General features: G+C 59.8%; 23 protein-coding genes. 10 read left to right on the top strand and 13 right to left on the bottom strand.

Annotation, left to right across the window (positions count from 1 at the left end):
• Nucleotides 1-4 precede the first annotated feature (4 nt).
• Genes BW33_RS16805 through BW33_RS16815 form a run of 3 tightly spaced genes read right to left on the bottom strand, consistent with a single transcriptional unit; the run spans nucleotide 5 to nucleotide 3,835 of the window.
• The gene (locus BW33_RS16805) at nucleotides 5-1,087 is read right to left on the bottom strand and encodes a glycosyltransferase (RefSeq protein WP_047600107.1); all 1,083 of its coding nucleotides are present in this window, start codon (nucleotides 1,085-1,087) and stop codon (nucleotides 5-7) included.
• Between the two features lie 40 nt (nucleotides 1,088-1,127).
• Complete coding sequence (locus BW33_RS16810; protein ID WP_047600108.1) at nucleotides 1,128-3,356, bottom strand: polysaccharide biosynthesis tyrosine autokinase; 2,229 nt, start codon at nucleotides 3,354-3,356, stop codon at nucleotides 1,128-1,130.
• A 38-nt stretch (nucleotides 3,357-3,394) separates the two neighbouring features.
• Nucleotides 3,395-3,835 carry a low molecular weight protein-tyrosine-phosphatase gene (locus BW33_RS16815; RefSeq protein WP_047600109.1) on the bottom strand — a complete coding sequence of 147 codons (441 nt, stop codon included), beginning with the start codon at nucleotides 3,833-3,835 and terminating at the stop codon, nucleotides 3,395-3,397.
• 291 nt (nucleotides 3,836-4,126) lie between these two features.
• On the opposite strand from BW33_RS16815, the gene BW33_RS16820 reads away from it, so the two are divergent.
• Both BW33_RS16820 and tal read left to right on the top strand, forming a co-directional pair.
• Nucleotides 4,127-5,077, top strand: coding sequence for a hypothetical protein (locus BW33_RS16820; RefSeq protein ID WP_047600110.1), 951 nt, complete (start codon nucleotides 4,127-4,129; stop codon nucleotides 5,075-5,077).
• A 206-nt stretch (nucleotides 5,078-5,283) separates the two neighbouring features.
• Nucleotides 5,284-6,210 carry a transaldolase gene (tal, locus tag BW33_RS16825; protein ID WP_047600111.1) on the top strand — a complete coding sequence of 309 codons (927 nt, stop codon included), beginning with the start codon at nucleotides 5,284-5,286 and terminating at the stop codon, nucleotides 6,208-6,210.
• A 237-nt stretch (nucleotides 6,211-6,447) separates the two neighbouring features.
• On the opposite strand, the gene rssC is transcribed toward tal, so the two are convergent.
• Both rssC and rssB read right to left on the bottom strand, forming a co-directional pair.
• The gene (gene rssC, locus BW33_RS16830) at nucleotides 6,448-6,930 is read right to left on the bottom strand and encodes an anti-sigma factor antagonist RssC (RefSeq protein WP_003226553.1); all 483 of its coding nucleotides are present in this window, start codon (nucleotides 6,928-6,930) and stop codon (nucleotides 6,448-6,450) included.
• On the bottom strand, nucleotides 6,927-8,111 hold the full coding sequence (gene rssB, locus BW33_RS16835; protein WP_007968217.1) for a two-component system response regulator RssB: 1,185 nt from the start codon (nucleotides 8,109-8,111) through the stop codon (nucleotides 6,927-6,929). Before rssB ends, rssC begins: the two co-directional genes overlap by 4 nt.
• A 274-nt stretch (nucleotides 8,112-8,385) precedes the next feature.
• Here rssB and BW33_RS16840 point away from each other — a divergent pair, with 274 nt between their 5' ends.
• The gene (locus tag BW33_RS16840; protein ID WP_047600112.1) at nucleotides 8,386-8,685 is read left to right on the top strand and encodes a PilZ domain-containing protein; all 300 of its coding nucleotides are present in this window, start codon (nucleotides 8,386-8,388) and stop codon (nucleotides 8,683-8,685) included.
• Between the two features lie 52 nt (nucleotides 8,686-8,737).
• On the opposite strand, the gene BW33_RS16845 is transcribed toward BW33_RS16840, so the two are convergent.
• Entirely contained in the window at nucleotides 8,738-9,427 is a 690-nt protein-coding gene (locus BW33_RS16845) for an MlaA family lipoprotein (RefSeq protein ID WP_047600113.1), read from the bottom strand.
• Between the two features lie 197 nt (nucleotides 9,428-9,624).
• Here BW33_RS16845 and BW33_RS16850 point away from each other — a divergent pair, with 197 nt between their 5' ends.
• On the top strand, nucleotides 9,625-10,245 hold the full coding sequence (locus tag BW33_RS16850; RefSeq protein WP_047600114.1) for a hypothetical protein: 621 nt from the start codon (nucleotides 9,625-9,627) through the stop codon (nucleotides 10,243-10,245).
• Nucleotides 10,246-10,354: 109 nt separating this feature from the next.
• Nucleotides 10,355-10,618 (top strand): DUF4404 family protein, encoded by a 264-nt coding sequence (locus tag BW33_RS16855; RefSeq protein WP_047600115.1) that lies wholly within the window; start codon nucleotides 10,355-10,357, stop codon nucleotides 10,616-10,618.
• Nucleotides 10,619-10,714: 96 nt separating this feature from the next.
• On the opposite strand, the gene queF is transcribed toward BW33_RS16855, so the two are convergent.
• Nucleotides 10,715-11,545, bottom strand: coding sequence for an NADPH-dependent 7-cyano-7-deazaguanine reductase QueF (gene queF / locus BW33_RS16860; protein ID WP_047600116.1), 831 nt, complete (start codon nucleotides 11,543-11,545; stop codon nucleotides 10,715-10,717).
• Between the two features lie 61 nt (nucleotides 11,546-11,606).
• The gene (gene copI / locus BW33_RS16865) at nucleotides 11,607-12,140 is read right to left on the bottom strand and encodes a copper-resistant cuproprotein CopI (RefSeq protein ID WP_047600117.1); all 534 of its coding nucleotides are present in this window, start codon (nucleotides 12,138-12,140) and stop codon (nucleotides 11,607-11,609) included.
• A 154-nt stretch (nucleotides 12,141-12,294) separates the two neighbouring features.
• On the opposite strand from copI, the gene BW33_RS16870 reads away from it, so the two are divergent.
• Both BW33_RS16870 and BW33_RS16875 read left to right on the top strand, forming a co-directional pair.
• Nucleotides 12,295-12,975 (top strand): heavy metal response regulator transcription factor, encoded by a 681-nt coding sequence (locus BW33_RS16870; RefSeq protein WP_047600118.1) that lies wholly within the window; start codon nucleotides 12,295-12,297, stop codon nucleotides 12,973-12,975.
• Nucleotides 12,975-14,324, top strand: coding sequence for a heavy metal sensor histidine kinase (locus BW33_RS16875; RefSeq protein WP_047600119.1), 1,350 nt, complete (start codon nucleotides 12,975-12,977; stop codon nucleotides 14,322-14,324). Before BW33_RS16870 ends, BW33_RS16875 begins: the two co-directional genes overlap by 1 nt.
• 98 nt (nucleotides 14,325-14,422) lie before the next feature.
• Here the strand turns inward: BW33_RS16875 and BW33_RS16880 are convergent, their stop codons facing one another.
• The 3 genes from BW33_RS16880 to BW33_RS16890 all read right to left on the bottom strand — a co-directional run bounded on the left by BW33_RS16880 (nucleotide 14,423) and on the right by BW33_RS16890 (nucleotide 17,673).
• Complete coding sequence (locus BW33_RS16880; RefSeq protein ID WP_041068958.1) at nucleotides 14,423-15,667, bottom strand: lipoprotein-releasing ABC transporter permease subunit; 1,245 nt, start codon at nucleotides 15,665-15,667, stop codon at nucleotides 14,423-14,425.
• Between the two features lie 64 nt (nucleotides 15,668-15,731).
• Nucleotides 15,732-16,415 (bottom strand): lipoprotein-releasing ABC transporter ATP-binding protein LolD, encoded by a 684-nt coding sequence (lolD, locus tag BW33_RS16885; protein WP_177327499.1) that lies wholly within the window; start codon nucleotides 16,413-16,415, stop codon nucleotides 15,732-15,734.
• 7 nt (nucleotides 16,416-16,422) lie between these two features.
• Nucleotides 16,423-17,673 (bottom strand): lipoprotein-releasing ABC transporter permease subunit, encoded by a 1,251-nt coding sequence (locus BW33_RS16890; protein WP_047600121.1) that lies wholly within the window; start codon nucleotides 17,671-17,673, stop codon nucleotides 16,423-16,425.
• 94 nt (nucleotides 17,674-17,767) lie between these two features.
• Here BW33_RS16890 and BW33_RS16895 point away from each other — a divergent pair, with 94 nt between their 5' ends.
• Together BW33_RS16895 and BW33_RS16900 are read left to right on the top strand one after the other, a co-directional pair.
• Entirely contained in the window at nucleotides 17,768-18,349 is a 582-nt protein-coding gene (locus tag BW33_RS16895; RefSeq protein ID WP_039772787.1) for a PilZ domain-containing protein, read from the top strand.
• A gap of 14 nt (nucleotides 18,350-18,363) precedes the next feature.
• Entirely contained in the window at nucleotides 18,364-19,086 is a 723-nt protein-coding gene (locus BW33_RS16900; protein ID WP_047600122.1) for a glycerophosphodiester phosphodiesterase, read from the top strand.
• 42 nt (nucleotides 19,087-19,128) lie between these two features.
• Here the strand turns inward: BW33_RS16900 and sthA are convergent, their stop codons facing one another.
• Together sthA and BW33_RS16910 are read right to left on the bottom strand one after the other, a co-directional pair.
• A complete protein-coding gene (gene sthA, locus BW33_RS16905; RefSeq protein WP_047600123.1) occupies nucleotides 19,129-20,523 on the bottom strand; it encodes a Si-specific NAD(P)(+) transhydrogenase in 1,395 nt (464 codons plus the stop codon).
• Between the two features lie 197 nt (nucleotides 20,524-20,720).
• On the bottom strand, nucleotides 20,721-21,707 hold the full coding sequence (locus tag BW33_RS16910; protein WP_047600124.1) for an FAD:protein FMN transferase: 987 nt from the start codon (nucleotides 21,705-21,707) through the stop codon (nucleotides 20,721-20,723).
• An 89-nt stretch (nucleotides 21,708-21,796) separates the two neighbouring features.
• Between BW33_RS16910 and BW33_RS29420 the strand changes: the two genes are divergently transcribed.
• Complete coding sequence (locus BW33_RS29420) at nucleotides 21,797-22,012, top strand: hypothetical protein (RefSeq protein ID WP_152546136.1); 216 nt, start codon at nucleotides 21,797-21,799, stop codon at nucleotides 22,010-22,012.
• Nucleotides 22,013-22,068: the final 56 nt, after the last annotated feature.

Here is a 22,068-nt window from a genome sequence, read left to right on the forward strand (position 1 = left end):
CTACTTAATAAGTGGGAGCGCAATACACGTCGTAGGTCTGGCGGATCATCAGCGCGGCACTGAAGCGCTCGCGCACGATGTTCCGGCCTTCGCTGCCGAGGTCGAGCAACCTCGGCTTCTGGATTCGCGCCAGCACGTCGGCCAGCGCCTGATGATCACCGGTGGGAAAGACGTAGCCGGACACTTCATGGGTGACCAGTTCGGGCAGCGACGTGCAGTTGCTGGCGATCACCGGCAAGCCCATGGCCATGCCTTCCAGCGGCACCATGGCAAAACCTTCCCAGCGGCTCGGAACGATCAGCGCGTCGGCCTGTTGATACAGCGCCTGCACTTCGGCCGGCGTAACCCAAGGCAGGTACTCGACGGCGTCCATTTCTGGACACTCGACCGTGTCCTCGTTGACCGCACTGCCGACCACCGTCAGTTTCAGATCGCTGCGCTGCACCTTGGCAAACGCCTTGAGCAACACGTCGAAGCCTTTCTGGTAGTCGAGGCGACCGACGAACAGCAGATGAATCGGCGCGGGGCTCTCGGCCTTCGGCGCTTCGTCACGTTGGTGGATGCCGTTGTAGATCAGCTTCATGCGCTTGCGCTGGATGCCGAACCGCGCGGCCTTGTCCATTTCGTAGCGGCTGACGCAGATGATCACGTCGGTGACTCTCTGCAGAACCCGCTCGATCCATGCGTAGATCTTCTGCTTGGTCGGCGAGCTTTCCATCAGGAACGAAAAGGCGTGCGGGCAGTAGACGATTTTGGGTCGACGCCATGGTTTGAGAAGCACACACACGCAACGGCCGATCACCCCGGAAAAGGTGCTGTGCAGATGCACCACATCGGGTTTTTCCTTGAGCATCACCCGGGTCAGTTGCCAGGCAAATCGCAGCAGTGAACGCACATCCCGCCCGCTGCGTTCGAACGTGCGAATCTGCTGTGCTTCGATGCCGTGCAGCTCTTGTTTCTGATCGAGCGGCACCAGATAGACCAGCTCGTAGTTCGAGTCATGGCCTTCGGGCGACGCCGAGATGGTGCGGATAACGGTGGCGACTCCACCTTTTATCGTTTCAGCCACGTGCAGTATTTTCTTCACAACCCACCCACTTTCATGCCTGTTGGAACGTCCCTGAATCTCAGGATTTGTCCGACGCGTATTCGTAGTTGTAATAGCCGTAGCTACCATTGCCGTAATAGCTGGCAGCGCGCTTCTCGACGCCGTTGAACACCGCGCCCTTGAGCTCGATGCCGTTCTGCGCGAAGCGGCGAATGGTCGCTTCAATTTCCTTGGCCGGGTTTACCGCAAACCGGGTGACGATCAGGCTGATGCCGGCTTCGCGCCCGACAATCGCCGCGTCGGTCACCGCCAGCAATGGCGGCGTATCGATGATCACCACGTCGTAGCGCTGACTCAGCTCGGCGAGCAGATCGCGGAAGTTGGCGTGCATCAGCAGCTCGGAAGGATTGGGTGGAACCTGGCCACGGCTGATGAAGTGCAGGTTGTCGATTTCCACGGTGTTGACCGCCTGCTCGATGCTGCAGCGCTTGACCAGCAGATCCGACAGGCCATTGGTGATCGGCACATTCAGCGTCTTGTGCAGGTGGCCCTTGCGCATGTCGGCGTCGATCAGCAGCACGCGCTGACCGCTCTGCGCCATGACCGCCGCCAGGTTGGACGAGACGAAGGTCTTGCCGACCTGCGGGCTGGGGCCGGAAATCATGATCCGGTTGTTGGTCGAATCCAGCGCGGCAAAGTGCAGGCAGGTGCGCAGGCTGCGGATCGACTCGATGGACAGGTCGGTCGGGTTGCGCAAGGCCAACAGATAAGCCGGCGTCTCGGCGGTGCTTTTGACCCGGCCCTTTTTCGTGTCCTCGTCGCGCTGCAAGGCGCTGTAAGGAATCGACGCGTACACCGGCAGCCCGAGTTGCTCGATGGCTTCCGGCCCTTCCAGGCCTTTGCTCAGGGATTTTCGCAACAGCACCAGGGCCACGCCGACAAAGGCACCGAGGAACGTCGCGATCAACACGATCAGGGCTTTTTTCGGTTTGACCGGGCTGCTCAGGTCAACATCCGCCGGATCGATCAAACGCACGTTACCCACCGCACCGGCGCGAACAATGTCCAGCTCCTGGGATTTGTTCAGTAATTGCGTATAGATCTGCGAAGCCACTTCCACATCGCGGGTCAGGTTGAGCAATTCCTGCTGGGTGGCCGGCAGATCGCCGACCTTGCCTTCCAGCGACTTCTGCTGCTGGGTCAACTCGCCAATCTGCGACATCAGCGCGCGATACGCCGGATGCTGCTTGGTGAATTTGCGATCCATTTCCGCCTGCTGCATTTTCAGCTCGGAAATCCGCGTTTCCAGCGCTACGGACTGACCGAGCACCGATTGCGTTTCCATGGAAATGTTCACGGTCTTGCCGTGGGTCTGATAGGCGTTGAGCGCATCGCTGGCCTTGGCCAGATCACGCTTGACCTGCGGCAACTGGCTTTGCAGGAACGCCAGGCTCTGCGCCGCTTCCGCCGAGGTGCGGCGCACGTTCTGATCCACGTAGAGCGCAGCGATCTTGTTGAGGATCTTCACCGCCTCGGCGGCGTCGGCGCTGGCCAGCGCCAGACGGATAATCCCCGACTCTTTACCTTGCTCGGAAATATCCAGCGCATCCTGGTAACCCTGAATGGTCACGATCCGTGGATTACGCACCACTTCAAAGCGGGTGCCTGGGTTGGCTTGCAGGCGCTCGATCAAACCTTCGACGCCGTCCTGGGCGAAAGCTTCGCCCGCGACGCCCTCGACCAGCAGGTTGTCGTTGTCATCGAGCAACTGAAAGTGCTGTTGTTCACCAGCAACCAGGGTGAGCTTCTTGCCCAACAACTCTTTGGGCAGATTGAGCCGGGTAAATTCCAGACGCTCGCCACCCCAGGCGTAGCTGTTGAAGCCAAAACGCGGCGGCGCCACGCTGAACTCGGTTTCGCCGCGATAACGCCGGGCGAGAAAACCGCCGATCAGCGGGAAGGCGTTGGGCGTGACGTCAATGTCCAGACGCAGGTCGTCGACGGTTTTGCCGATCACTGCACGGGACTTGATGATGCCGATTTCGGTCACCGACGGCGATTGCCCGCCGAGCATGCTGCTGAGGTCGGAAAAGCCAAGCATGTCGTTCTTTTTCGGTTCGACCTGCACCAGCGCATTCGCCAGGTACACCGGCGTCGCCAATACCGCATAGGCAACGCCGGCGGCCATGAAGGCACCGGTGAATGCACCGATCAACCATTTCTGGTCGATCAAACTGCCGAATATACCGAGAAGATCAATACTGTCTTGATCGTTATCACGGTTGGCGATTACTGACGGTAACTGCATAAGTCTTTCTTACCATTCACTGATCTGAAGAATATTCATCAATGTCCGAGGCGCTGCGCCCACGAGCTAACAGCATCTTCAATCAATGCATGGGCATGAATAAAAGCGGCCTTACCTTGACGATACGGGTCCTGTATTTCTCTTTCGCTCTGCCACTTGCCAAGAAGAAACACTTTGCCTCGGGCGTGCGAGGCAATCTTCAGCACCTGATTCACATGTTGTTTTTCCATGACCAGAATCAGGTCTGATTCATTGACGATATCGGCGGTCAATTGCCGGGCCTGAAAACCCTCGGCGCTGTGCCCGTGGTCTTCCAGCACCTGGCGCGCCGATGCTTCCATGCCTTCGCCGACCCGCGCAGAGAGACCTGCGGAAGTCACCGAAATGGTTGAGGGGGTCAGCGCGCTACGCAGCAGAAGTTCTGCTGTCGGACTTCGGCAAATATTGCCAACGCACACGACAAGGATCTTTTTGAACAAGGTTTACATTCCTGTGTAATATCATTCTGCCAACATCTAGAGCGGATCTTAATGAACCCACTAGATCATTCTGCACTCAGAAATAGATTCGCCCTGTTAGTACCAGCGTATTAAGTACCACAGCGTCAAAAGCCGCCAAAACAGAATTACCGGACTAAAAATAACTGTGATTTTCAGGTCTGGTTTTCCTGACAAAAACTAACATTGACGCACTTAGTGCCATTGTCAGTTTCAAAGCAGTTATCACGAGATACCTTTTCGCCGTTGTCATTTCTCATCAGGAGAACCGACATGAAGTCAGCCCATCTCAAACACCTGAGCGCCCTGACCCTGTTACTGCTGGCGGCAACCGGCCAGAGTCAGGCCAATGAACTGTTCCCGGCATTGCCCGCCAATAAAACCATCGGGGTTCAGGTCAAGGTCCAGACCTTCTCCGCTGCCGACGCCGAGCACGTCAAAGCCACCGGCTTCAGTTTCGTGCGCTTGGGCGTATGGACTGACAGCCTGTCCAGCGCGGCCTATCAGAAGCAGATCAGCGACGCCTTTGCCGTGGCCCGCGCAGCCGGTCTGCCGGTGCTGATGACCCTGCGCGCGACCAAGCCGTTACCTGCCAATGATCTGGCGAACGCGGGGGTCGCGTATGCCAATGCGCTGAACAGCCTGGCAGCGACCTATGGCTCACAACTGGTCGCCATCGAGCTGTGGAATGAACCGGACCTTGGCACCTACTGGCCGACCGGCAATTTCGATACGACGTTCGTGCCGTTCATGAGCGCAGCGTGCAAGACCCTGCAAGACAACCCCCAGACTGTCCCGGTCATCGGCTTTGGTTTTGCCCGGCCACCGACCGCCGGCTCGGCGTCCACCGTTGCACTCAACCGAATCGTCAGCGAATACCCCAAATGCCTCAACGCGATTTCCTATCATCCATACGGCATGAGCGGCACACAGATCAGCAACGCCCAAGCGTTTATCCAGCAAAACTTCCATCTGCCGGGGGTGATCAGCGAATGGGGCATTTCGGCGCTCGCCTCCAACGGCGGGACTGAGGGTCAGGCCAGCAAAATCAGCGCATTCGTCGCCGATATCAAAACCCGCAACATCGCCCTGACCTCGATCTACGAATGGAAGAACAGCGACACCGGCAGCAATGACCGCGAGAAGAATTTCGGCCTGCTGACTTCCGATGGCCAACCGAAACCGGCAGAAACTGCAGTCAAAACCCAGCTAAGCCAGCAATAACCTCCATCGATGTCCTCAAGGGGCGCTGGCCGTCAGTTGCTTTGAACCTGCGGCCGATTTTGGCATCGTATTATCGATACCGCGCCCCACCGTTCAAACAGCCGTTCTCAGGTTGTTGCCCCCGGGGAACCCGTTACGCCTCGATGCCCTTGAGTGGCCGTCAGCGCTCGGGTAATGTCGTCAAACCCACAGGACAGAGCACACCCATGACTTCCAAGCTGGAACAACTCAAACAGATGACCACCGTGGTTGCCGACACCGGCGACTTCGAAGCGATCGCCCGGGTCAAGCCGGTCGACGCCACCACCAACCCTTCCCTGCTGCTCAAGGCCGCAGCAATCCCGGCCTACGCCGAACTGCTGAACGCCTGCGTCAGCGACTGCAAGGGTGACGTGGGACTGGCCAGCGATCGTTTCGGCGTCGCCGTGGGCCAGGAAATTCTCAAAGTGATTCCGGGCCGGATTTCCACCGAAGTGGACGCGCGCCTCTCGTTCGACCAGGACGCCGTGCTCAAGCGTGCGCATCGCCTGATCGAGCTGTACGACAAGGCCGGCATCGGCCGCGACCGCGTGCTGATCAAGATCGCTTCGACCTGGGAAGGCATCCGCGCTGCCGAGATCCTCGAGAAGGAAGGCATCCAGACCAACCTGACCCTGCTGTTCTCCTTCGCTCAGGCGGCCGCTTGTGCTGACGCCGGGGTGTTCCTGATTTCGCCGTTCGTGGGCCGCATCTACGACTGGTACAAGAAGGCCAACGGTAACGACTACACCGGTGCCGATGATCCGGGCGTGCAGTCGGTCACCCGCATCTACAACTACTACAAGGCCAATGACTACAAGACCGTGGTCATGGGCGCCAGCTTCCGTAATCTGAGCCAGATCGAGCAATTGGCCGGTTGCGACCGTCTGACCATCAGCCCGGACCTGATCGACAAGCTCGCGGCAGACACCGGCAAACTGGAGCGCAAACTCGCCCCGGGCCACGCCGGCGAAGCGCGCCTGAAGCTGAGCGAAGCGCAATTCCGCTGGTTGTCCAACGAAGACGCAATGGCTACTGAGAAACTGGCTGAGGGCATCCGTCAGTTCGCCCGTGACCAGGAGAAGCTTGAGGCGCTGCTGCAGGCCAAGCTGTGATCTGAAACACTGAAATGCAAAAAAGGGCGAACCCGGTTGGGTTCGCCCTTTTTGTTGGTGTTGTCCAGTGCAAATGATGACTTATGGCAGGTAGTGTCCCTGTGGCGTGGGAGCTTGCTCCCGCTGGGCTGCGAAGCGGCCCTATTGGCTATCCGGGCTCTTCAGAAACACCGTGCCGGCAGGTTTATGGCGGCTGCGCAGCCAGGCGGGAGCAAGCTCGCTCGCCACAGAGACCACTCAGTGGCGCTCGAGGGCGTTCACAAGGTCATGGAAGGCTTCACGATTGGAGTCGTTCAGGCCCATGAGGATCTTGTGCGCTTCGAGCACCTTGATCCGCACCACTTCCTCGGACTGATCCTGATCCGGCAGGTCGTCCAGGCACTCGGGGCACGGCACCGGGTGGTTGACGATGTTGAACACCTGCTCGAAGCCCATCGATTGCAGCAGACGGGTGATGTCTTCGTGGGTGGTGACGACGGTCGGCAGCAGGCCGACCTTTTGCCGCGACAGGATCGACAGTTTGGCCAGCAGGCCGAGGGTGGTGCTGTCGATGCTACGGGTTTCGGTCAAATCGATCACGATCGCGTTGAAATTCAACGCGGTGAAGATTTTCTCAATAGTCGCATCCAACGCCGAACACAGGGTCAGGCGAACTTCACCGACGAACTTCAGGACGAAGGTGCCGTCCTGTTCGGCGAACTGGATTCTACCGGTACTCATTGAAGGTTCCTGCTCAACACCAACAGGGCGATATCATCCGGCATCTCCCCTAGCGTGGCCAATTCAAACACTTGCCGCAGACCATCCAGGCTGCCGCCCGCCGCCTTCACCCGTTGAGGCAAGGCAGCTTCTTTTTCCTTGAGCGTCGGTTCTGGCAACAGATCCAGAATGCCATCGGACATCAGCGTCAGGCTGAACGTCGGAGGCAGCTCAAGCACGTGATCTTCGTAGGTGGCCTCATTGAACAGGCCCACCGGCAAACCACGGCCTTCGAGGTAACGAACACTGTCAGGCGTGTACAACACAGGCAACGGCAGATGGCCGCCGATGCTATAGGTCAACAAACCGGTCTCCTCGTCGATGACTCCACCGACCATTGTGACGTGTTTGCCCAGCTTACAACTGATCAGCCCCCGGTTGATATGACCCAGGACTTCCGAAGGCTTGAATTCCGGCAACGTGCCGTTGCGCTTGGACTCGAACAACAGGCGCGTGGTCATGAACTTCAGCAGCACGGTGACGAACGCCGAAGAGGCGCCATGGCCCGATACGTCGGCCAGGTAGAACGCCACCCGGCGCTCGTCGACACGGAAGTAGTCGACAAAATCACCCGACAGGTACAGCGACGGGATGATCTGGTGAGCAAACTGGAACTCGTCGATGCGCCACGGGCTTTCCGGCAGCATGTTCATCTGCACCTGGCGACCGGCGTTCTGGTCTTCCTGGAGCAGGTTCAGGCTGGCTTCGAGCTCGCGGTTGGCCTTCTCCAGCTTCTCGCGGTAGCGCTGGTTCTCCAGCAGCAGGCGCGCACGATCGAGCGCACGACGCACCGAGTGCTCGAGCACGGCCAGGTCTTCGAGAGGCTTGATCAGGTAGTCCGCCGCACCCAGGCGCAGCGCCTCGACCGCGTCGTTCATCACGCCGGCACCCGAAACGACGATCATCGGCGTTTGCGGTGACCGCTCGGTGACCTGACGGATAAGTTCGAGACCGCCCATCTGCGGCATGCGCAGATCGCAGATGACCAAGTCGGGCTTGTCTTGCTCGAATACCTGAAGACCCTGTTGGCCGTTGCTGGCCTGCAGGACGCTGAAACCACTGTCTTCCAAATAGGCCGCGAGGCTCGCGCGCACTACTTCGTCATCATCGATTATCAGCAGCGTGGCACTGGTTTTTGGCATGTGGGCAAACGGCGCCAGAATTAGGTTGGCGTAGCAGGCGGGGCATCGGCCCGGCTCAGACTACTGGATTCGCTTTCTAGCCTCTCTGCTGCACCGCTTTCGAGCACTGAGCCGGAACGCGATTGCACCAGAGGTGCCCTTCTAAGGCGCAGACGGTACTCCCATCCGCGGGGCGTTTCAAGCATGCGCCGATGGTCGCTTGACGACTTTACTTGTCAAATCACCGAGAGTTATAAGAACAGCTCAAACCGTAACCCAATGGAAGGACGAAGCCATGAGTCAAACCGGTCGGGACTACAGCGAAAAGCGTGATTTCATCCGCATGCGGGTCGACGCCGATGTGGTGTTGATCCATGAGGGTGACGAGGTATCAGCGGTGTGCATCGACCTCTCGAGCAGCGGCATGCAGGTCCAGACACCGCGCCAGTTCGCGGTTGGCGACCGTTTGAGCGTGCGCATCGATTCCGAGCATGCCGCATTGAGCGGGCTGGAAGCGGAGACCGAAGTGGTCTGGGTCAAGGCCGAGGATGGGGATAGCCAGAAGCTCGGCCTGACCATTCTGAAGATGAAATAAGCGCACACAAAAAAGGCGGCCTCATGGGCCGCCTTCTTGTCATCGGTCGATATTAAAAATCGTCTTCGACCTGACCATCCTTGACCTTGAACTCGCGGTTCTGCAGGTAGGCGTTGCGGATGAAGGTGTACTTGTCGCCGCTGATCAGCTTCTCGCTCGACAGCAGGCTGGCGCGAGTGTCGACGATGTTCAGGCCAAACACCGAGTTACGGACAGGCACGTCGTTGATGTAACGGTACGGACTGGTGTAGCTGTCGACGTACTTCGACGGTGCATCACGCAGGGTGCTCGGGCCGAGCAATGGCAGCATCACGTACGGGCCGCTGCTGACGCCCCAGTAGCCGAGGGTCTGGCCGAAATCTTCGTCACTGCGATTCAGGCCCATTTTGGTGCCGACGTCGAAGAAGCCCAGCAGGCCGAAGGTGGTGTTGAAAATGATACGCGCGGTATCGACACCGGCTGCTGCGGGCTTGGCCTGCAGAATGTTGTTCGCCAGGTTGGTGACGTCACCGACGTTGCGGAACATGTTGTGGATGCCGTCTTCGAGAAACTGCGGCGTCACGAACTCATAGCCCTGCGCCAGCGGCTTGAGCGCGTAAGTGTCGACGAAGTCGTTGAACTGGAAGATCGGGCGGTTGACGCTTTCCCAAGGGTCTTCTTCCGTTGCGGCGTTGGCGGCGAACGGAACCAGCAGGACGCTGGCACATACACATAGCTGAGCGAGAGGATTGCTCCAGCGCATAGAAAAACTCCTTGGATTTTTACTGGCGCGGGCACCCGGGCCCAGGCGTTAAGACCGCTAGTATAAGCGCAAAAGCCGTTTTGGGCAGTCCACTCGTAAAGACTAATGCAGGACGTTTCCAGAGCGCGCCTTCACACACCTGTCATCCAACTGTCACTGATGTCCCCTAGCCTCATGTCTATTTCAGGGACGTTGCCATGACCCACGCTGAAGCCTTGCCTGTCGCCGCGCCCGGCCTGACCGCCGTGCTGTTCGGACTCTCTGGCTGTCTGGTGGATTTCGGCGCCCGTGCCCATCAACACGCCAGCGTACTGCCCGAGCACGCCGACGCCACCCCTGGCGCCCTCGACAGCCTGCTCAGCCTGCAGCGCCAGCAGATTCCCTGTGCGTGGATCGATGAACTGCCCCCTGCCCTCGCCCAACCCTTGGCGGCCGCACTACCGGGGTGGATCAAACCGACGCAATATTCAGCAACAATCAATCCATGGCCCGCGCCGAATGCCTGCTGGCAGGCACTGATGGGCTTGAACGTCAGCCGTCTGGATGGCTGCGTGCTGGTCAGCGGCGAGCCTCGGTTACTGCAATCGGGCCTCAACGCCGGGTTGTGGACTATTGGCCTGGCGTCCTGCGGTTCGCTGTGCGGCCTGTCGCCGAGCGAGTGGCAAGCCTTGAACCAGCGGGAGCGCGAGCAGCGGCGCGGCAAGGCCACCCTGCAACTGTTCGGGCTGGGTGTGCATTCGGTGATCGATCATCTGGGCGAACTCGACACCTGCCTGGCCGACATCAACCTGCGCCGCCTCAAAGGCGAAAAGCCCTGACCGGGATCATGCAGGGTGGACGAGAGTGGATTAATCTAAAGGTCAGTCATAGACCTTTGGCGCGCGGCTGCGGTCAATGCCAGTGCCTCTTGATAAAAGGAACCCCACCATGCCCGCCCAAGAACTGCAAAAACAACTCGACACCCTGCGCGAGCAACTGGAGCAGAGTCCACCGCTGTCCGAAACCGAGCGTAAAGATCTGCATGATCTGATGGTGCAGATCGAATCGGAAATCAAACTGGAGAGCGCCACTCAGGACACCAGCATCGCCGATGGCGTGAATCTGGCGGTGGACCGCTTCGAACTCGAACACCCGGCCATTGCCGGCACCCTGCGCAATATCGTCAATGCGCTGGGCAGTATGGGGATCTGATTTCCGGGTAACCCTAAAAAGCAAAAGATCGCAGCCTGCGGCAGCTCCTACAGGGAATCTCATGTAGGAGCTGCCGCAGGCTGCGATCTTTTGATCTTACTGACGGACCAGGCGGTGGTTCGGCAGTTGTACCGCTTCGGTGCTGCGATACGGGTTGATATCCAGCCCACCCCGGCGCACATAGCGCGCAAACACCGTGAGTTTCTCCGGCTTCAGCAGGCGCTGCAGGTCGAGGAAAATCCGCTCCACGCACTGCTCGTGGAAATCCGAGTGTTGACGGAAACTGACGATGTATTCCAGCAGACTGGCGTGATCCAGCGCCGCGCCACGATATTCCACCACCACGCTGCCCCAGTCCGGCTGGCTGGTCACCGGGCAGTTGGATTTGAGCAGATGGCTGTGCACGCTCTCTTCGACAATCCGCGAATCATCGCAACGCAGCAGTTCCGGACGCGGATGCTCATAGTTGCTGACGCTGATGTCCAGATCATCGATGCACACGCCCGGCAACGCCACAACGCCTTCGGCTTCGACATCTTTCAGGCTGCGCACCCGCACGCCCACTGGCTTGCCGGCAGCGGCCGACAGGTCCTTGACCAGTGTCGCTTCCAGGCTTGCGATATCGGTAAACGGCGTCTGATTCAGCGAATTCAGGTACAACTTGAACGACTTGGATTCGATGATGTTCGGCGAGTCCGCCGGAATGCTGAATTCACCGATCGCCACCACCGGCTTGCCCGACGGCAGCAGCCACGACAGTTCGAAGCAATTCCAGAAATCCACACCTTTATACGGCAGGGTTTCGGCGGTCAGGCCCAGCTCGGCCCATTTCGCGGTGCGCGGAATCGGGAACAGCAGGGACGGCGTGTACGTGGCGATGTATTCGCTGGACTTGCCCAGCGGCGAATGTTCGGCTGCGGGATGCATGGCGGAAACCTGACTGAATAATCAGCGGATTCTATCAGCCTTTGCGCCCGCCTTTGAGTGCTTACTGACTGACAGTCAGTTTGCCGACCATGCCCGCCTGGTAGTGACCGGGAATATTGCAGGCAAATTCCAGGCTGGTTGCCTTGCTGAAGGTCCAGGTCAGCTCGGCGGTCTTGCCCGGCTCGACCAGCACGCTGTTGGGGTCGTCATGTTTCATGCCGTGGTCCATGCTGCCGTGATCCATGCCCGCCATGTCGTGGGACATTTCCTTCATACCGGTAGGCGTGAGCATGCCGCTTTGCTGCATCTGCAACATTTCCTGCTGGTGTTGGGCATGCATCGCCGCGTCACCGAGGTTGAATTCGTGCAGCAACTGACCTTTATTCACCAGCACAAAGCGAACCGTCTCACCGGCCTTGACCTGAATCGCCTTGGGGTCGAACGACATGTCGCTCAGCACCACCTCGATGCTGCGGGTGGCCTGGGCCGCCGGGGCCGGCTGGCCGAAGTCATAGCTGTGCGCGGATGCGGCCCAGACAGGTGAACTCAGCGCCAGCACACAAGCGGCGAGGGCCAGAGGATTGCGCAAAAACATAGTCATACTCCAACAAGATAAGGTTCAGCCTGTGGGAAACTCTAGCCCGCCTGCGCTGGCAGCTACCTGACAGGCAGATTACAACTTTGTCAGGTTGGCGCGTGTCACCTGCTCCCACGGTATAACGCTTTTGTTCCTACAACCCGAGCCGCCCATGAAACTGCTGATCGTCGAAGACCAACCGAAAACCGGCCACTACCTGCGCCAGGGCCTGACCGAGGCCGGCTTCAACACAGAACTGGTGGCCGACGGCGTCAGCGGCCAGCAACTGGCCTTGAGCGGTGATTATGCGCTGTTGATTCTCGACGTGATGCTGCCCGGGCGCAGTGGCTGGCAGATTCTGCAGGCGGTGCGCAGCGCCGGCCTCGACACACCGGTGCTGTTTCTCACCGCCAAGGACGCCGTGGAAGACCGGGTGCATGGCCTCGAACTCGGCGCCGACGACTATCTGGTGAAACCGTTCGCCTTTTCCGAATTGCTGGCCCGGGTGCGCAGCCTGCTGCGCCGTGGCAGCGCCCTGCCCCAGGAAACCAGTCTGCAACTGGCCGACCTGCGTCTGGACCTGATTCGCCGCCGGGTCGAACGCAACGGCCAGCGCATCGACCTGACCGCCAAGGAATTCGCCCTGCTGGAAATGCTCCTGCGCCGCCAGGGTGAAGTGTTGCCGAAATCGCTGATTGCCTCGCAGGTCTGGGACATGAACTTCGACAGCGACACCAACGTGATCGAAGTGGCGATCCGTCGCCTGCGCCTGAAGATCGACGATGACTTCCCCAACAAACTGATCCACACCGTGCGCGGCATGGGTTACGTGCTTGAAGAGCGTCCGGCCTGATGCGTCGTCTGTCCCTGAGTTCTCGTCTGGCGCTGCTGTTTGCCGCCTGCACCGCCGTGGTCTCGCTGTTCGCCGGGGTGCTGTTCAACCGCGCCAGCGAGGCGCACTTCATTGAGCTCGATCAGCAATTGCTGGACGGCAAGCTGATCGGTTTGCGCCGGGCCTTGCAGGATGTGCAACCCGCTCAGCGTGAGGCGCAGCTGGCGGATGAGCTGAGCCGTCAGGCCGATCTGGCGCTGCGTATTACCGGCAGTGACGGCCAGCGCTGGTACGACAGCTCGATCAATTTACCGCAGGACTTACCGCAACAGCCGGGCCTGTCGACCATCAGCCATGACGGCGCCGACTACCGCGTGCTCAAAGCCCCGCTCGATCCAGAGCAACCCGATTCGCCGCAACTGACGCTGCTGCTGGACATCACCCATCACCAGCACTTCCTGCAGCGCATGCAGCATCTGATTTGGCTGACCATCGGCTTGTCGGCCCTGGCCACCGCGCTGCTCGGCGCGTGGGCTGCGCGCAGCGGTTTGCGTCCGTTGCGCCGTATGAGTGCAGTGGCGCGTGGGATTTCTGCGCATTCGCTCAACGCCCGACTACCGGAAGCGCAAATGCCGCCGGAGCTTGCGGAAATGGCTCACAGCTTCAACGCCATGCTCGGACGCCTCGATGACTCGTTTCAACGGCTGTCGGCGTTCTCTGCCGACATCGCCCATGAATTGCGCACACCGCTGTCGAACCTGCTGACCCATACCCAAGTCACCCTCACCCGCCCACGCCCGATCGAGGATTACCGCGAAGCCCTGCACAGCAACCTCGAAGAACTGCAATGGATGGCACAACTGGTCAACGACATGCTCTATCTGGCCAAGGCTGACCATGGATTGCTGATGCCTAACCGTGAGGCGCTGGAGCTGGCGGATGAGAGCGATGTGTTGCTGGAGTTTTTTGCGCCCTTGGCCGAGGACGCCGGGGTGACGCTGAGCCGCGAAGGTCATGCGCGTATAGAAGGCGATCGCAGCATGCTGCGCCGGGCCTTGTCGAATCTACTGGATAACGCGCTGCGCTTTACCCCCGCGGCGGGCAGCGTGCGCTTGCGCATCGTCGATCAACCGCACATGGCGCAGGTGTCGGTGCAGAACAGTGGCGAAGGCATTTCAGCAGAATTGTTGCCGCGGTTGTTTGACCGGTTTTATCGGGCGGATCCGGCGCGACAGGAAGGCAGCAGTGAGCATGCGGGGCTGGGGTTGGCGATTACCCAATCGATCGTCCGCGCGCATGGTGGGCAAATTCATTGCGAATCGGCTGCGGGGTGGACGCGGTTTGTGATTGAGTTGCCCAAAGGAAAATAAGGTCGATAGGATCGGCCTCTTCGCGAGCAGGCTCGCTCCCACAATTGGAATGCATTTCCCTGTGGGAACGAGCCTGCTCGCGAAGGCGGTATTGGCGCTTACGAATATCTCAGTGCATGCGCCGGCTCAATCTTCGCCGCTCGCAACGCCGGGTACACCGTCGCCAGGAAGCTCAGAATAAAGCCTGCCGAGCAGATCAACAGCACATCGCCGCCCTGCAATTCCGAAGGCAGGTTGCTGACGAAGTACACGTCGGAACTGAAGATATGCTGCCCGGTAACGCGCTCGACCCAGCCAACCATTTCACTGACGTTCAGCGCGGCGATCACGCCGAGCACGCCGCCAATCAATGTGCCGACAATGCCGATCACCGTGCCCTGCACCATGAAGATCGCCATGATCTGCCGTGGCGTGGCGCCGATGGTGCGCAGGATCGCGATGTCCGCGCCTTTGTCGTTCACCACCATGATCAGCGTGGCGATGATGTTGAACGCCGCCACGGCGACAATCATCAGCAACAGCAGGCCGATCATGGTTTTCTCCATTTTCATCGCGCTGAACAGACTGCCCTGGGTGTGAGTCCAGTCGTCAGCCTTGAACTCGGCACCGAGGCCGGCGGCGATGTCCGAGGAGACTTTCGGCGCGGCGTACAGATCCTTCACCGCCAGGCGCACGCTCTGCACCTGATTCGGTTGCCAGTGCTGCATGGTCGCGGCATCGGCCACGTGGATCAGGCCCATCGAACCGTCCAGTTCGGCGCCAACCTTGAACACACCGACCACGTTCAGCCGCTGCATGCGCGGGGTGATGCCACCCGGTGCGGTGCTGACTTCCGGGACGATCAGAGTGATCTTGTCGCCGACGTTGAGGCGGAACCGGCGCGCGGTGATTTCACCGATCACCACGCCGAACTCGCCCGGTTTCAGGTCATCGAGACGTCCCTGCACGATGTGCTGGGCAACGATCGATACCTTGCCTTCCTGGGCCGGATCGACACCGCTGATCTGGATCGGCTGCATCAAGCCCTTGTAGGACAGCATGCCTTCCATCTCGGTGAACGGCACGGCGGCAGTCACTTCGGGATTTTTCAACGCGGCGGCGGCCACCGGCTGCCAATCATCGATCGGCTTGACGCCAACGATGGTCGCGTGCGGCACCATACCGAGGATGCGCGAGCTCATCTCGCGCTGGAAGCCGTTCATCACCGACAGCACCACGATCATCGCCAGCACGCCGAGAGCGAGCCCGATCATCGAAGTCATCGAGATGAACGAAACAAAGCGATTGCGGCGCTTGGCGCGGGTATAGCGCGTGCCGATAAAGATCGATAACGGTCTGAACATTCGCTGGGGCACCGTATAAAAATAAAAGACCCGATGCCTTACACAGACACCGGGTTTCGGTCGGTCAGATGGTGGTCAAGCAGCCTTCTTGCAACTGCAGGACGCGGTCCATCTGGCGGGCCAGGTTCATGTCGTGAGTCACCACCAGGAACGCCGTGCGCATCGAGGTGCTGAGTTCCAGCATCAAGTCCTGAATGCCTTCGGCGGTGTGCGAATCAAGGTTGCCGGTTGGCTCGTCGAGCATCACCAGGCCTGGATTGTTCACCAGCGCCCGGGCGATGGCCACACGCTGGCGTTCACCACCGGACAGCTCGGCCGGTTTGTGCTCCAGACGATGGCCCAGACCCACGCGTTCCAGCAACGCGGTAGCGCGCTGACGTGCTTCCGGGATCGCAGTCTTGCCGATCAGCAGCGGCATGCAGACGTTTTCCAGCGCGGTGAATTCCGGCAGCAAGTGGTGGAACTGGTAAACGAACCCGAGGGCACGGTTACGCAGCAGGCCACGCTTCTTCTCGCTGAGCGCTGACAGCTCTTCGCCGTCGAGCCAGACGCTGCCCTCGGTCGGCGTGTCGAGACCGCCCAGCAGGTTGAGCAAGGTACTTTTGCCCGAACCGGATTTGCCGACGATCGCGACACGCTCGCCCGGGTGCAACTCCAGTTGCAGACCGGCCAACACTTGCACCGACTCCGGGCCTTCCTCGTAGGATTTGCCCAGGTTGCGGCAGCTCAAGATTGCTTTATCACTCATGCCCGACTCACTCATAACGTAGCGCCTCCGCCGGCTGGGTGCGCGCAGCACGCCAGGCGGGATACAGGGTGGCGAGGAAACTCAGGACCAACGCAGCGGCGCAGACCATGACCACGTCCTGGCTCTGCACCTGCGACGGCAGGTAATCGATGAAATACACGTCGGCGTTGAGGAACTTGTGGCCGATCAGCCCTTCGAGGGCGGAAATCGCGGCGCTGACGTTGAGCGCGGCGAAGATCCCGACCACGGCGCCAATCGCCGTGCCGACCACGCCGATCACGGTGCCCTGCACCATGAACGTGCGCATGATCGTCCCCGGCGTAGCGCCGAGGGTGCGCAGAATGGCGATGTCGCTCTTCTTGTCGTTCACCACCATCACCAGCGTGGAAATGATGTTGAACGCAGCCACCGCGACGATCAGCAGCAACAGCAGGCCGATCATGGCTTTTTCCATGCGGATTGCCTGATACAGGTTGCCGTGGGTGCGGGTCCAGTCGCGGGCGTAGTAATGGTCTTCGCCCAACTGCTGGGCGATGGTCCACGCCACGCGCGGCGCCTGGAACAGATCATCGAACTTCAACCGGATGCCCTGTACCTGATCAGGCTTCCAGCGGTGCATCTTCGCCAGATCCTGCAGGTTGGTGACGCCCAGATAGCCGTCCAGCTCACCGGCGCCGACATGGAAGATGCCGACCACGGTAAAGCGCTTCATGCGCGGGAACATTCCGGCCGGGGTCACGCTGACCTCCGGCGCGACGAAGGTGACTTTGTCACCGAGGCCCACGCCGAGCTTGGTCGCGGCCTTGTCGCCGATGACGATGCCGAAGCTGCCCGGCGTCAGGTCATCGAGTTTGCCCTGCTTCATGAAGTTGTCGATGATCGACACATTGCGCTCGAGCGCGGGGTCGATGGCGTTGAGCAACACCTTGGACACCTGGCCGTTGTTGGTCAGCAAACCCTGCATCTGGGTGAACGGCGCAACGGCCGTCACCTCAGGGTTGCGCTTGACCTTGGCGGCGAGGCTTTGCCAATCGTTGATCGGTTCGCCGGTTTCAAGAGTCGCGTGGGGCACCATGCCCAGCACGCGGGTGCGCATCTCATGATCGAAGCCGTTCATTACCGATAGCACCACGATCATCACGACCACGCCAAGGGCGAGCCCGATCATCGAAGTCAGGGAAATGAATGACACAAAATGATTGCGACGCTTTGCACGGGTATAACGCGTGCCGATAAATACGAAGAGAGGTCTGAACATGTCGGGGCTTGTTCGGAGGGAAAAGGAACGTCCTTGTGGCGGGGGTCGATAACCAGCTTTACACTCAGACCACCGCCGCTACCATGGGTTCGCCATGTCGACATTAGATGAAGAAGATCGCCGCGAATACTACCGTATCGAGGACACGATCGCACTGGAAATTCGGCCCCTGTCCGCTCCCGAAGCCGCAGGCCAGGAAGTGTTGCAGGATGCTTCCCCGCTGTTCAACCTGCTCAGCGAACTGCACCTGAGCGAATTCGAATCGCAGCACCTGTTGCGCCAGATCAGCGAGCGCGACCGGGCTATCGCCGCGTTCCTCAAATCCCAGAACAAACGCATCGATCTGCTCAGCCAGGTGGTCGCCCTGACCGTGCTCGGCCATATCGGCGAGCCACAACCGGTGATCATCTCCGAAGGCGGGATCGACTTTCAGCACCCGACCCCGATTGCCACTGGCGCGCACCTGTCGGTGAAACTGGTGCTGATGCCGCAGGCACTGGGCCTGCTGCTGCGCGCCCGCGTCACCCATTGCGACCGCAAGGGCGACGGCTACGACGTCGGCACCGAGTTCGAACACTTGACCGACGCCCAGCGTCAGTTGCTCGCCCGCTATATCTTGCAGAAACAGGCCCAGGAACGACGCCTGGCCCGTGAACAGAACGAATCAGGCATTTAAATTAAGGAAGCACCGTGACCCTCATCTACGGCCACCGCGGCGCCAAGGGCGAAGCACCGGAAAATACCCTGACCAGTTTTCAGGAATGTCTCAAGCACGGCGTGCGCCGTTGCGAACTGGATCTGCACCTGTCCAAGGACGGCGAGCTGATGGTGATCCACGACCCGACCCTCAAGCGCACCACCGACCGGCGTGGCAAGGTGGTCGAGCACACCGCCGCCGAACTGGTGACCTATGACGCGCGCAAGGGCGGCCCGGGCTGGATCAAACCGTGCCCGATTCCGACCCTGGAAGAATTGTTCGAGCAGTGTGATTTCGAGCACTGGCAACTGGAAGTCAAAAGCGCTTCACGCACCCGCGCCGCGACTACCGTACTGGCGATTCGCGAAATGGCCCAGCGTCACGGCTTGCTGGACAAGGTCACCATTACTTCGAGCTCACGGGAAGTGCTGAAAGCGGCGCTGGATCTGGTGCCGGATGTGTCGCGCGGACTGGTGGCCGAATACGCCTGGCTCGACCCGTTGAAGGTCGCCGCCAGCTATGGCTGTGAGATTCTGGCTTTGAACTGGACGCTGTGTACGCCGGAACGTCTGCAGAAGGCGCAGCGTCAGGGGCTGCATGTGTCGGTGTGGACCGTCAACGAGCCCGCGCTGATGCGCAGACTCGCCGACTTCGGCGTTGACAGCCTGATTACAGACTTTCCCGGTTTGGCCACTGCCACCCTCGAGAATTGCTGAAATCGGTCTCCCCGGCCGGCTCAGGCCACCGGCCGGAGCCCGTCAAAAAAGCCGGTTGAGGCCGTCGTACGCCGCTACCCGATAGGCTTCGGCCATGGTCGGGTAGTTGAACGTGGTGTTGACGAAGTACTTCAGCGTGTTCAACTCGCCTGGCTGGCTCATGATCGCCTGACCAATGTGCACGATCTCCGACGCCTGATAACCGAAGCAGTGAACACCCAGCACTTCCAGGGTTTCACGGTGGAACAGGATCTTCAGCATGCCTTGCGGCTCGCCGGCGATCTGCGCACGCGCCATGCTCTTGAAGAACGCCTTGCCGACTTCGTACGGCACCTTGGCCTGGGTCAGCTCCTGCTCGTTCTTGCCGATCGAGCTGATCTCCGGAATGGTGTAGATGCCGGTCGGCACGTCATTCACGAAGCGCCAGCTACCGTTATCAACGATGCTGCCGGCAGCCGACCGACCCTGGTCGTGGGCGGCACTGGCCAGGCTCGGCCAGCCGATCACGTCGCCGGCGCCGTAGATGTTCGGCACGCAAGTGCGGTAAGCCTCGTCGACTTCGATCTGGCCACGACTGTTGACCTTGACCCCGATGTTTTCCAGACCGAGCTGGTCGGTGTTACCGGTACGGCCGTTGCACCAGAGCAAGGCGTCAGCCTTGATCTTCTTGCCGGACTTGAGGTGCAGGACCACGCCGTTGTCCACGCCTTCAACGCGATCGTAATCCTCGTTGTGGCGCACGGTGATGTTGTTGTTGCTGAAGTGGTAGCTCAACGCCTGGGAGATTTCCGAGTCGAGGAAGCTCAGCAACTGACCGCGGTTGTCCACCAGTTCAACCAATACACCCAGACCGCTGAAGATCGAAGCGTATTCACAGCCGATCACGCCGGCGCCGTACACGATCAGTTTGCGCGGGGTGTGGCCGAGGCTGAGGATGGTGTCGCTATCGTAGATGCGCGGGTGATTGAAATCGATGTCCGCCGGGCGATACGGGCGCGAACCGGTGGCGATGATGATGTGCTTGGCCACCAGCTTCTCGACCACGCCGTTGGCGCAGACCACTTCGATGGTTTGCTCGTCGGCGAAGCTGCCGGTGCCGAAGAACACATCGACGCGGTTACGGGCGTAGTAGCCGGTGCGCGAAGCGACTTGTTTGGAAATGACTTTCTCGGCGCTTTTCAACACGTCCGGGAAGGAGAACCAGCGTGGCTCGCCGATCGCCCGGAACATCGGGTTGGTGTTGAACTGCATGATCTGCCGGACCGAGTGACGCAGGGCCTTGGACGGGATGGTACCGAGGTGGGTGCAGTTACCGCCGACCTGGCGACGGCTGTCGACCATCGCCACCTTGCGCCCTGCTTTGGCGGCATTCATTGCCGCGCCTTCTCCCGCCGGGCCGGAACCCAACACCACCACGTCGTAGTTGTAGACAGCCATGCGTACTCCTCAGAACAGGCCGCGGTGCCAGCAGCACCGGCGGCTAAATCACGCCGAATCGCGGCGCGAAGGAACAATTGGGGGTCAGTAAAGAACCCGGACACAGTCTATAGAAGCGTCAACGCCGCGCACATTAACCCTTGGTCGCGTCGTAGGCTACTTTTGCCTGCACTACAACGCCAGCTTTCGTACTGTTTTCAGTCAACTTTTGCGCCACCGAGGCGTTCGAAAGCCGTACTGATGCGGATAACAAAACCTGTATCGGCACGAATGACGAAGAATGCACCAATGTCGTGTTTTTCGGCATAGTCCCAAGCCCTTTCAGGCCCGAGAATCAGCAACAGCGTCGATAGTCCATCGGCCATCAACGCTGAAGGATGAATCACCGTGACTGACGCCAGGCTGTGTAGGACCGGCGCCCCGCTACGCGCATCGAAGGTGTGGGAATAACGCCGGCCATCCTGCAGGAAATAGTTGCGGTAATCACCGGAGGTGGAGACGCCGTAGCCATCGACCTGAATGATCCGTTCGGCCACCTGTTGATCGTCACGCGGCGCCTCCAGCGCGATGCGCCATGCCGAGCCGTCGAGCTTCTTGCCCCTGGCCTTCAGCTCGCCGGTGGCTTCGGCGAGATAGTCATGGATGCCCATCGATTCGAGCCGGGCGGCAATGGTGTCAACGGCGTAGCCGGCAGCGATGCTGTTGAAGTCGACTTCGACAGCGGCGTCCTTGCACAAGCGGTCGCCGTCGATATGCAGATGGTGATAACCGACCCGCTGCAGGGTTTCGGCCAGCGCGGTGGGGTCGGGGATTTTCTCTCCACGCCCTTGCGGGCCAAAACCCCACAAATTCATCAACGGCTCGACAGTCAGGTCGTAGGAACCTTCGCTTTGCTCTGACAGCTGTTCGCCGACACGAACCAATTCGAGCACGGCAGCCGGCATGGTCTGACAGCTGTTCGCCGGCAACGCATTGAAGCGCTCAATGTCGGAGTCATTGCGGTAGGTCGACATCTGCCGATCAACGTCGCTAAGGATTTTTTCCACTTCCAGCTGAACCTGCACAGCCTCGGGAAGGCCGGCGTGGCGCACGTACTTGACCGAATAGGTGCTGCCCATGGTCGGGCCGCCGAAGCTTTCCATGGAGTCGCCGTTGCCGCAGCCGGAAAAGCTGCCCACCAGCATCAAAAGGCCAATCAGCCCCCCTTTAGACAAATCCCCTACTCCCCACACAAAGTTGAAGATTATGCGCCAGAACCTGTAGGAGCTGCCGAGTGAAACGAGGCTGCGATCTTTTGATCCTGATCTTTAAATCAAGGTCAGGATCAAAAGATCGCAGCGTGCCGCAGCGCCTACATGTTTTTCATCCGCTTGATAGCGCCATGCTGGCCTTTGTAATGGCTACATCGTTTAAGCAGCGCCCTAACCAGTTGTTGCCTAACGATCTTTATACACATATGGTTACAAAACTGTTCACGGGTACTGCCTGAGTTTGCCGCGTGACGGCGAGGACGTGTCTAGATCAGGGATTTCCAATAAGACAGCC

Source organism: Pseudomonas sp. RIT288, assembly GCF_000631985.1.
Lineage (GTDB): Bacteria > Pseudomonadota > Gammaproteobacteria > Pseudomonadales > Pseudomonadaceae > Aquipseudomonas.

Bases quoted from the DNA above. Each gene is read 5' to 3' on its own strand.
- BW33_RS16810 (WP_047600108.1), bottom strand. From the start codon at position 3,356: ATGCAGTTACCGTCAGTAATCGCCAACCGTGATAACGATCAAGACAGT.
- BW33_RS16820 (WP_047600110.1), top strand. From the start codon at position 4,127: ATGAAGTCAGCCCATCTCAAACACCTGAGCGCCCTGACCCTGTTACTG.
- tal (WP_047600111.1), top strand. From the start codon at position 5,284: ATGACTTCCAAGCTGGAACAACTCAAACAGATGACCACCGTGGTTGCC.
- rssC (WP_003226553.1), bottom strand. From the start codon at position 6,930: ATGAGTACCGGTAGAATCCAGTTCGCCGAACAGGACGGCACCTTCGTC.
- rssB (WP_007968217.1), bottom strand. From the start codon at position 8,111: ATGCCAAAAACCAGTGCCACGCTGCTGATAATCGATGATGACGAAGTA.
- BW33_RS16840 (WP_047600112.1), top strand. From the start codon at position 8,386: ATGAGTCAAACCGGTCGGGACTACAGCGAAAAGCGTGATTTCATCCGC.
- BW33_RS16845 (WP_047600113.1), bottom strand. From the start codon at position 9,427: ATGCGCTGGAGCAATCCTCTCGCTCAGCTATGTGTATGTGCCAGCGTC.
- BW33_RS16850 (WP_047600114.1), top strand. From the start codon at position 9,625: ATGACCCACGCTGAAGCCTTGCCTGTCGCCGCGCCCGGCCTGACCGCC.
- BW33_RS16855 (WP_047600115.1), top strand. From the start codon at position 10,355: ATGCCCGCCCAAGAACTGCAAAAACAACTCGACACCCTGCGCGAGCAA.
- queF (WP_047600116.1), bottom strand. From the start codon at position 11,545: ATGCATCCCGCAGCCGAACATTCGCCGCTGGGCAAGTCCAGCGAATAC.
- copI (WP_047600117.1), bottom strand. From the start codon at position 12,140: ATGTTTTTGCGCAATCCTCTGGCCCTCGCCGCTTGTGTGCTGGCGCTG.
- BW33_RS16870 (WP_047600118.1), top strand. From the start codon at position 12,295: ATGAAACTGCTGATCGTCGAAGACCAACCGAAAACCGGCCACTACCTG.
- BW33_RS16875 (WP_047600119.1), top strand. From the start codon at position 12,975: ATGCGTCGTCTGTCCCTGAGTTCTCGTCTGGCGCTGCTGTTTGCCGCC.
- BW33_RS16880 (WP_041068958.1), bottom strand. From the start codon at position 15,667: ATGTTCAGACCGTTATCGATCTTTATCGGCACGCGCTATACCCGCGCC.
- lolD (WP_177327499.1), bottom strand. From the start codon at position 16,415: ATGAGTGATAAAGCAATCTTGAGCTGCCGCAACCTGGGCAAATCCTAC.
- BW33_RS16890 (WP_047600121.1), bottom strand. From the start codon at position 17,673: ATGTTCAGACCTCTCTTCGTATTTATCGGCACGCGTTATACCCGTGCA.
- BW33_RS16895 (WP_039772787.1), top strand. From the start codon at position 17,768: ATGTCGACATTAGATGAAGAAGATCGCCGCGAATACTACCGTATCGAG.
- sthA (WP_047600123.1), bottom strand. From the start codon at position 20,523: ATGGCTGTCTACAACTACGACGTGGTGGTGTTGGGTTCCGGCCCGGCG.
- BW33_RS16910 (WP_047600124.1), bottom strand. From the start codon at position 21,707: ATGCTGGTGGGCAGCTTTTCCGGCTGCGGCAACGGCGACTCCATGGAA.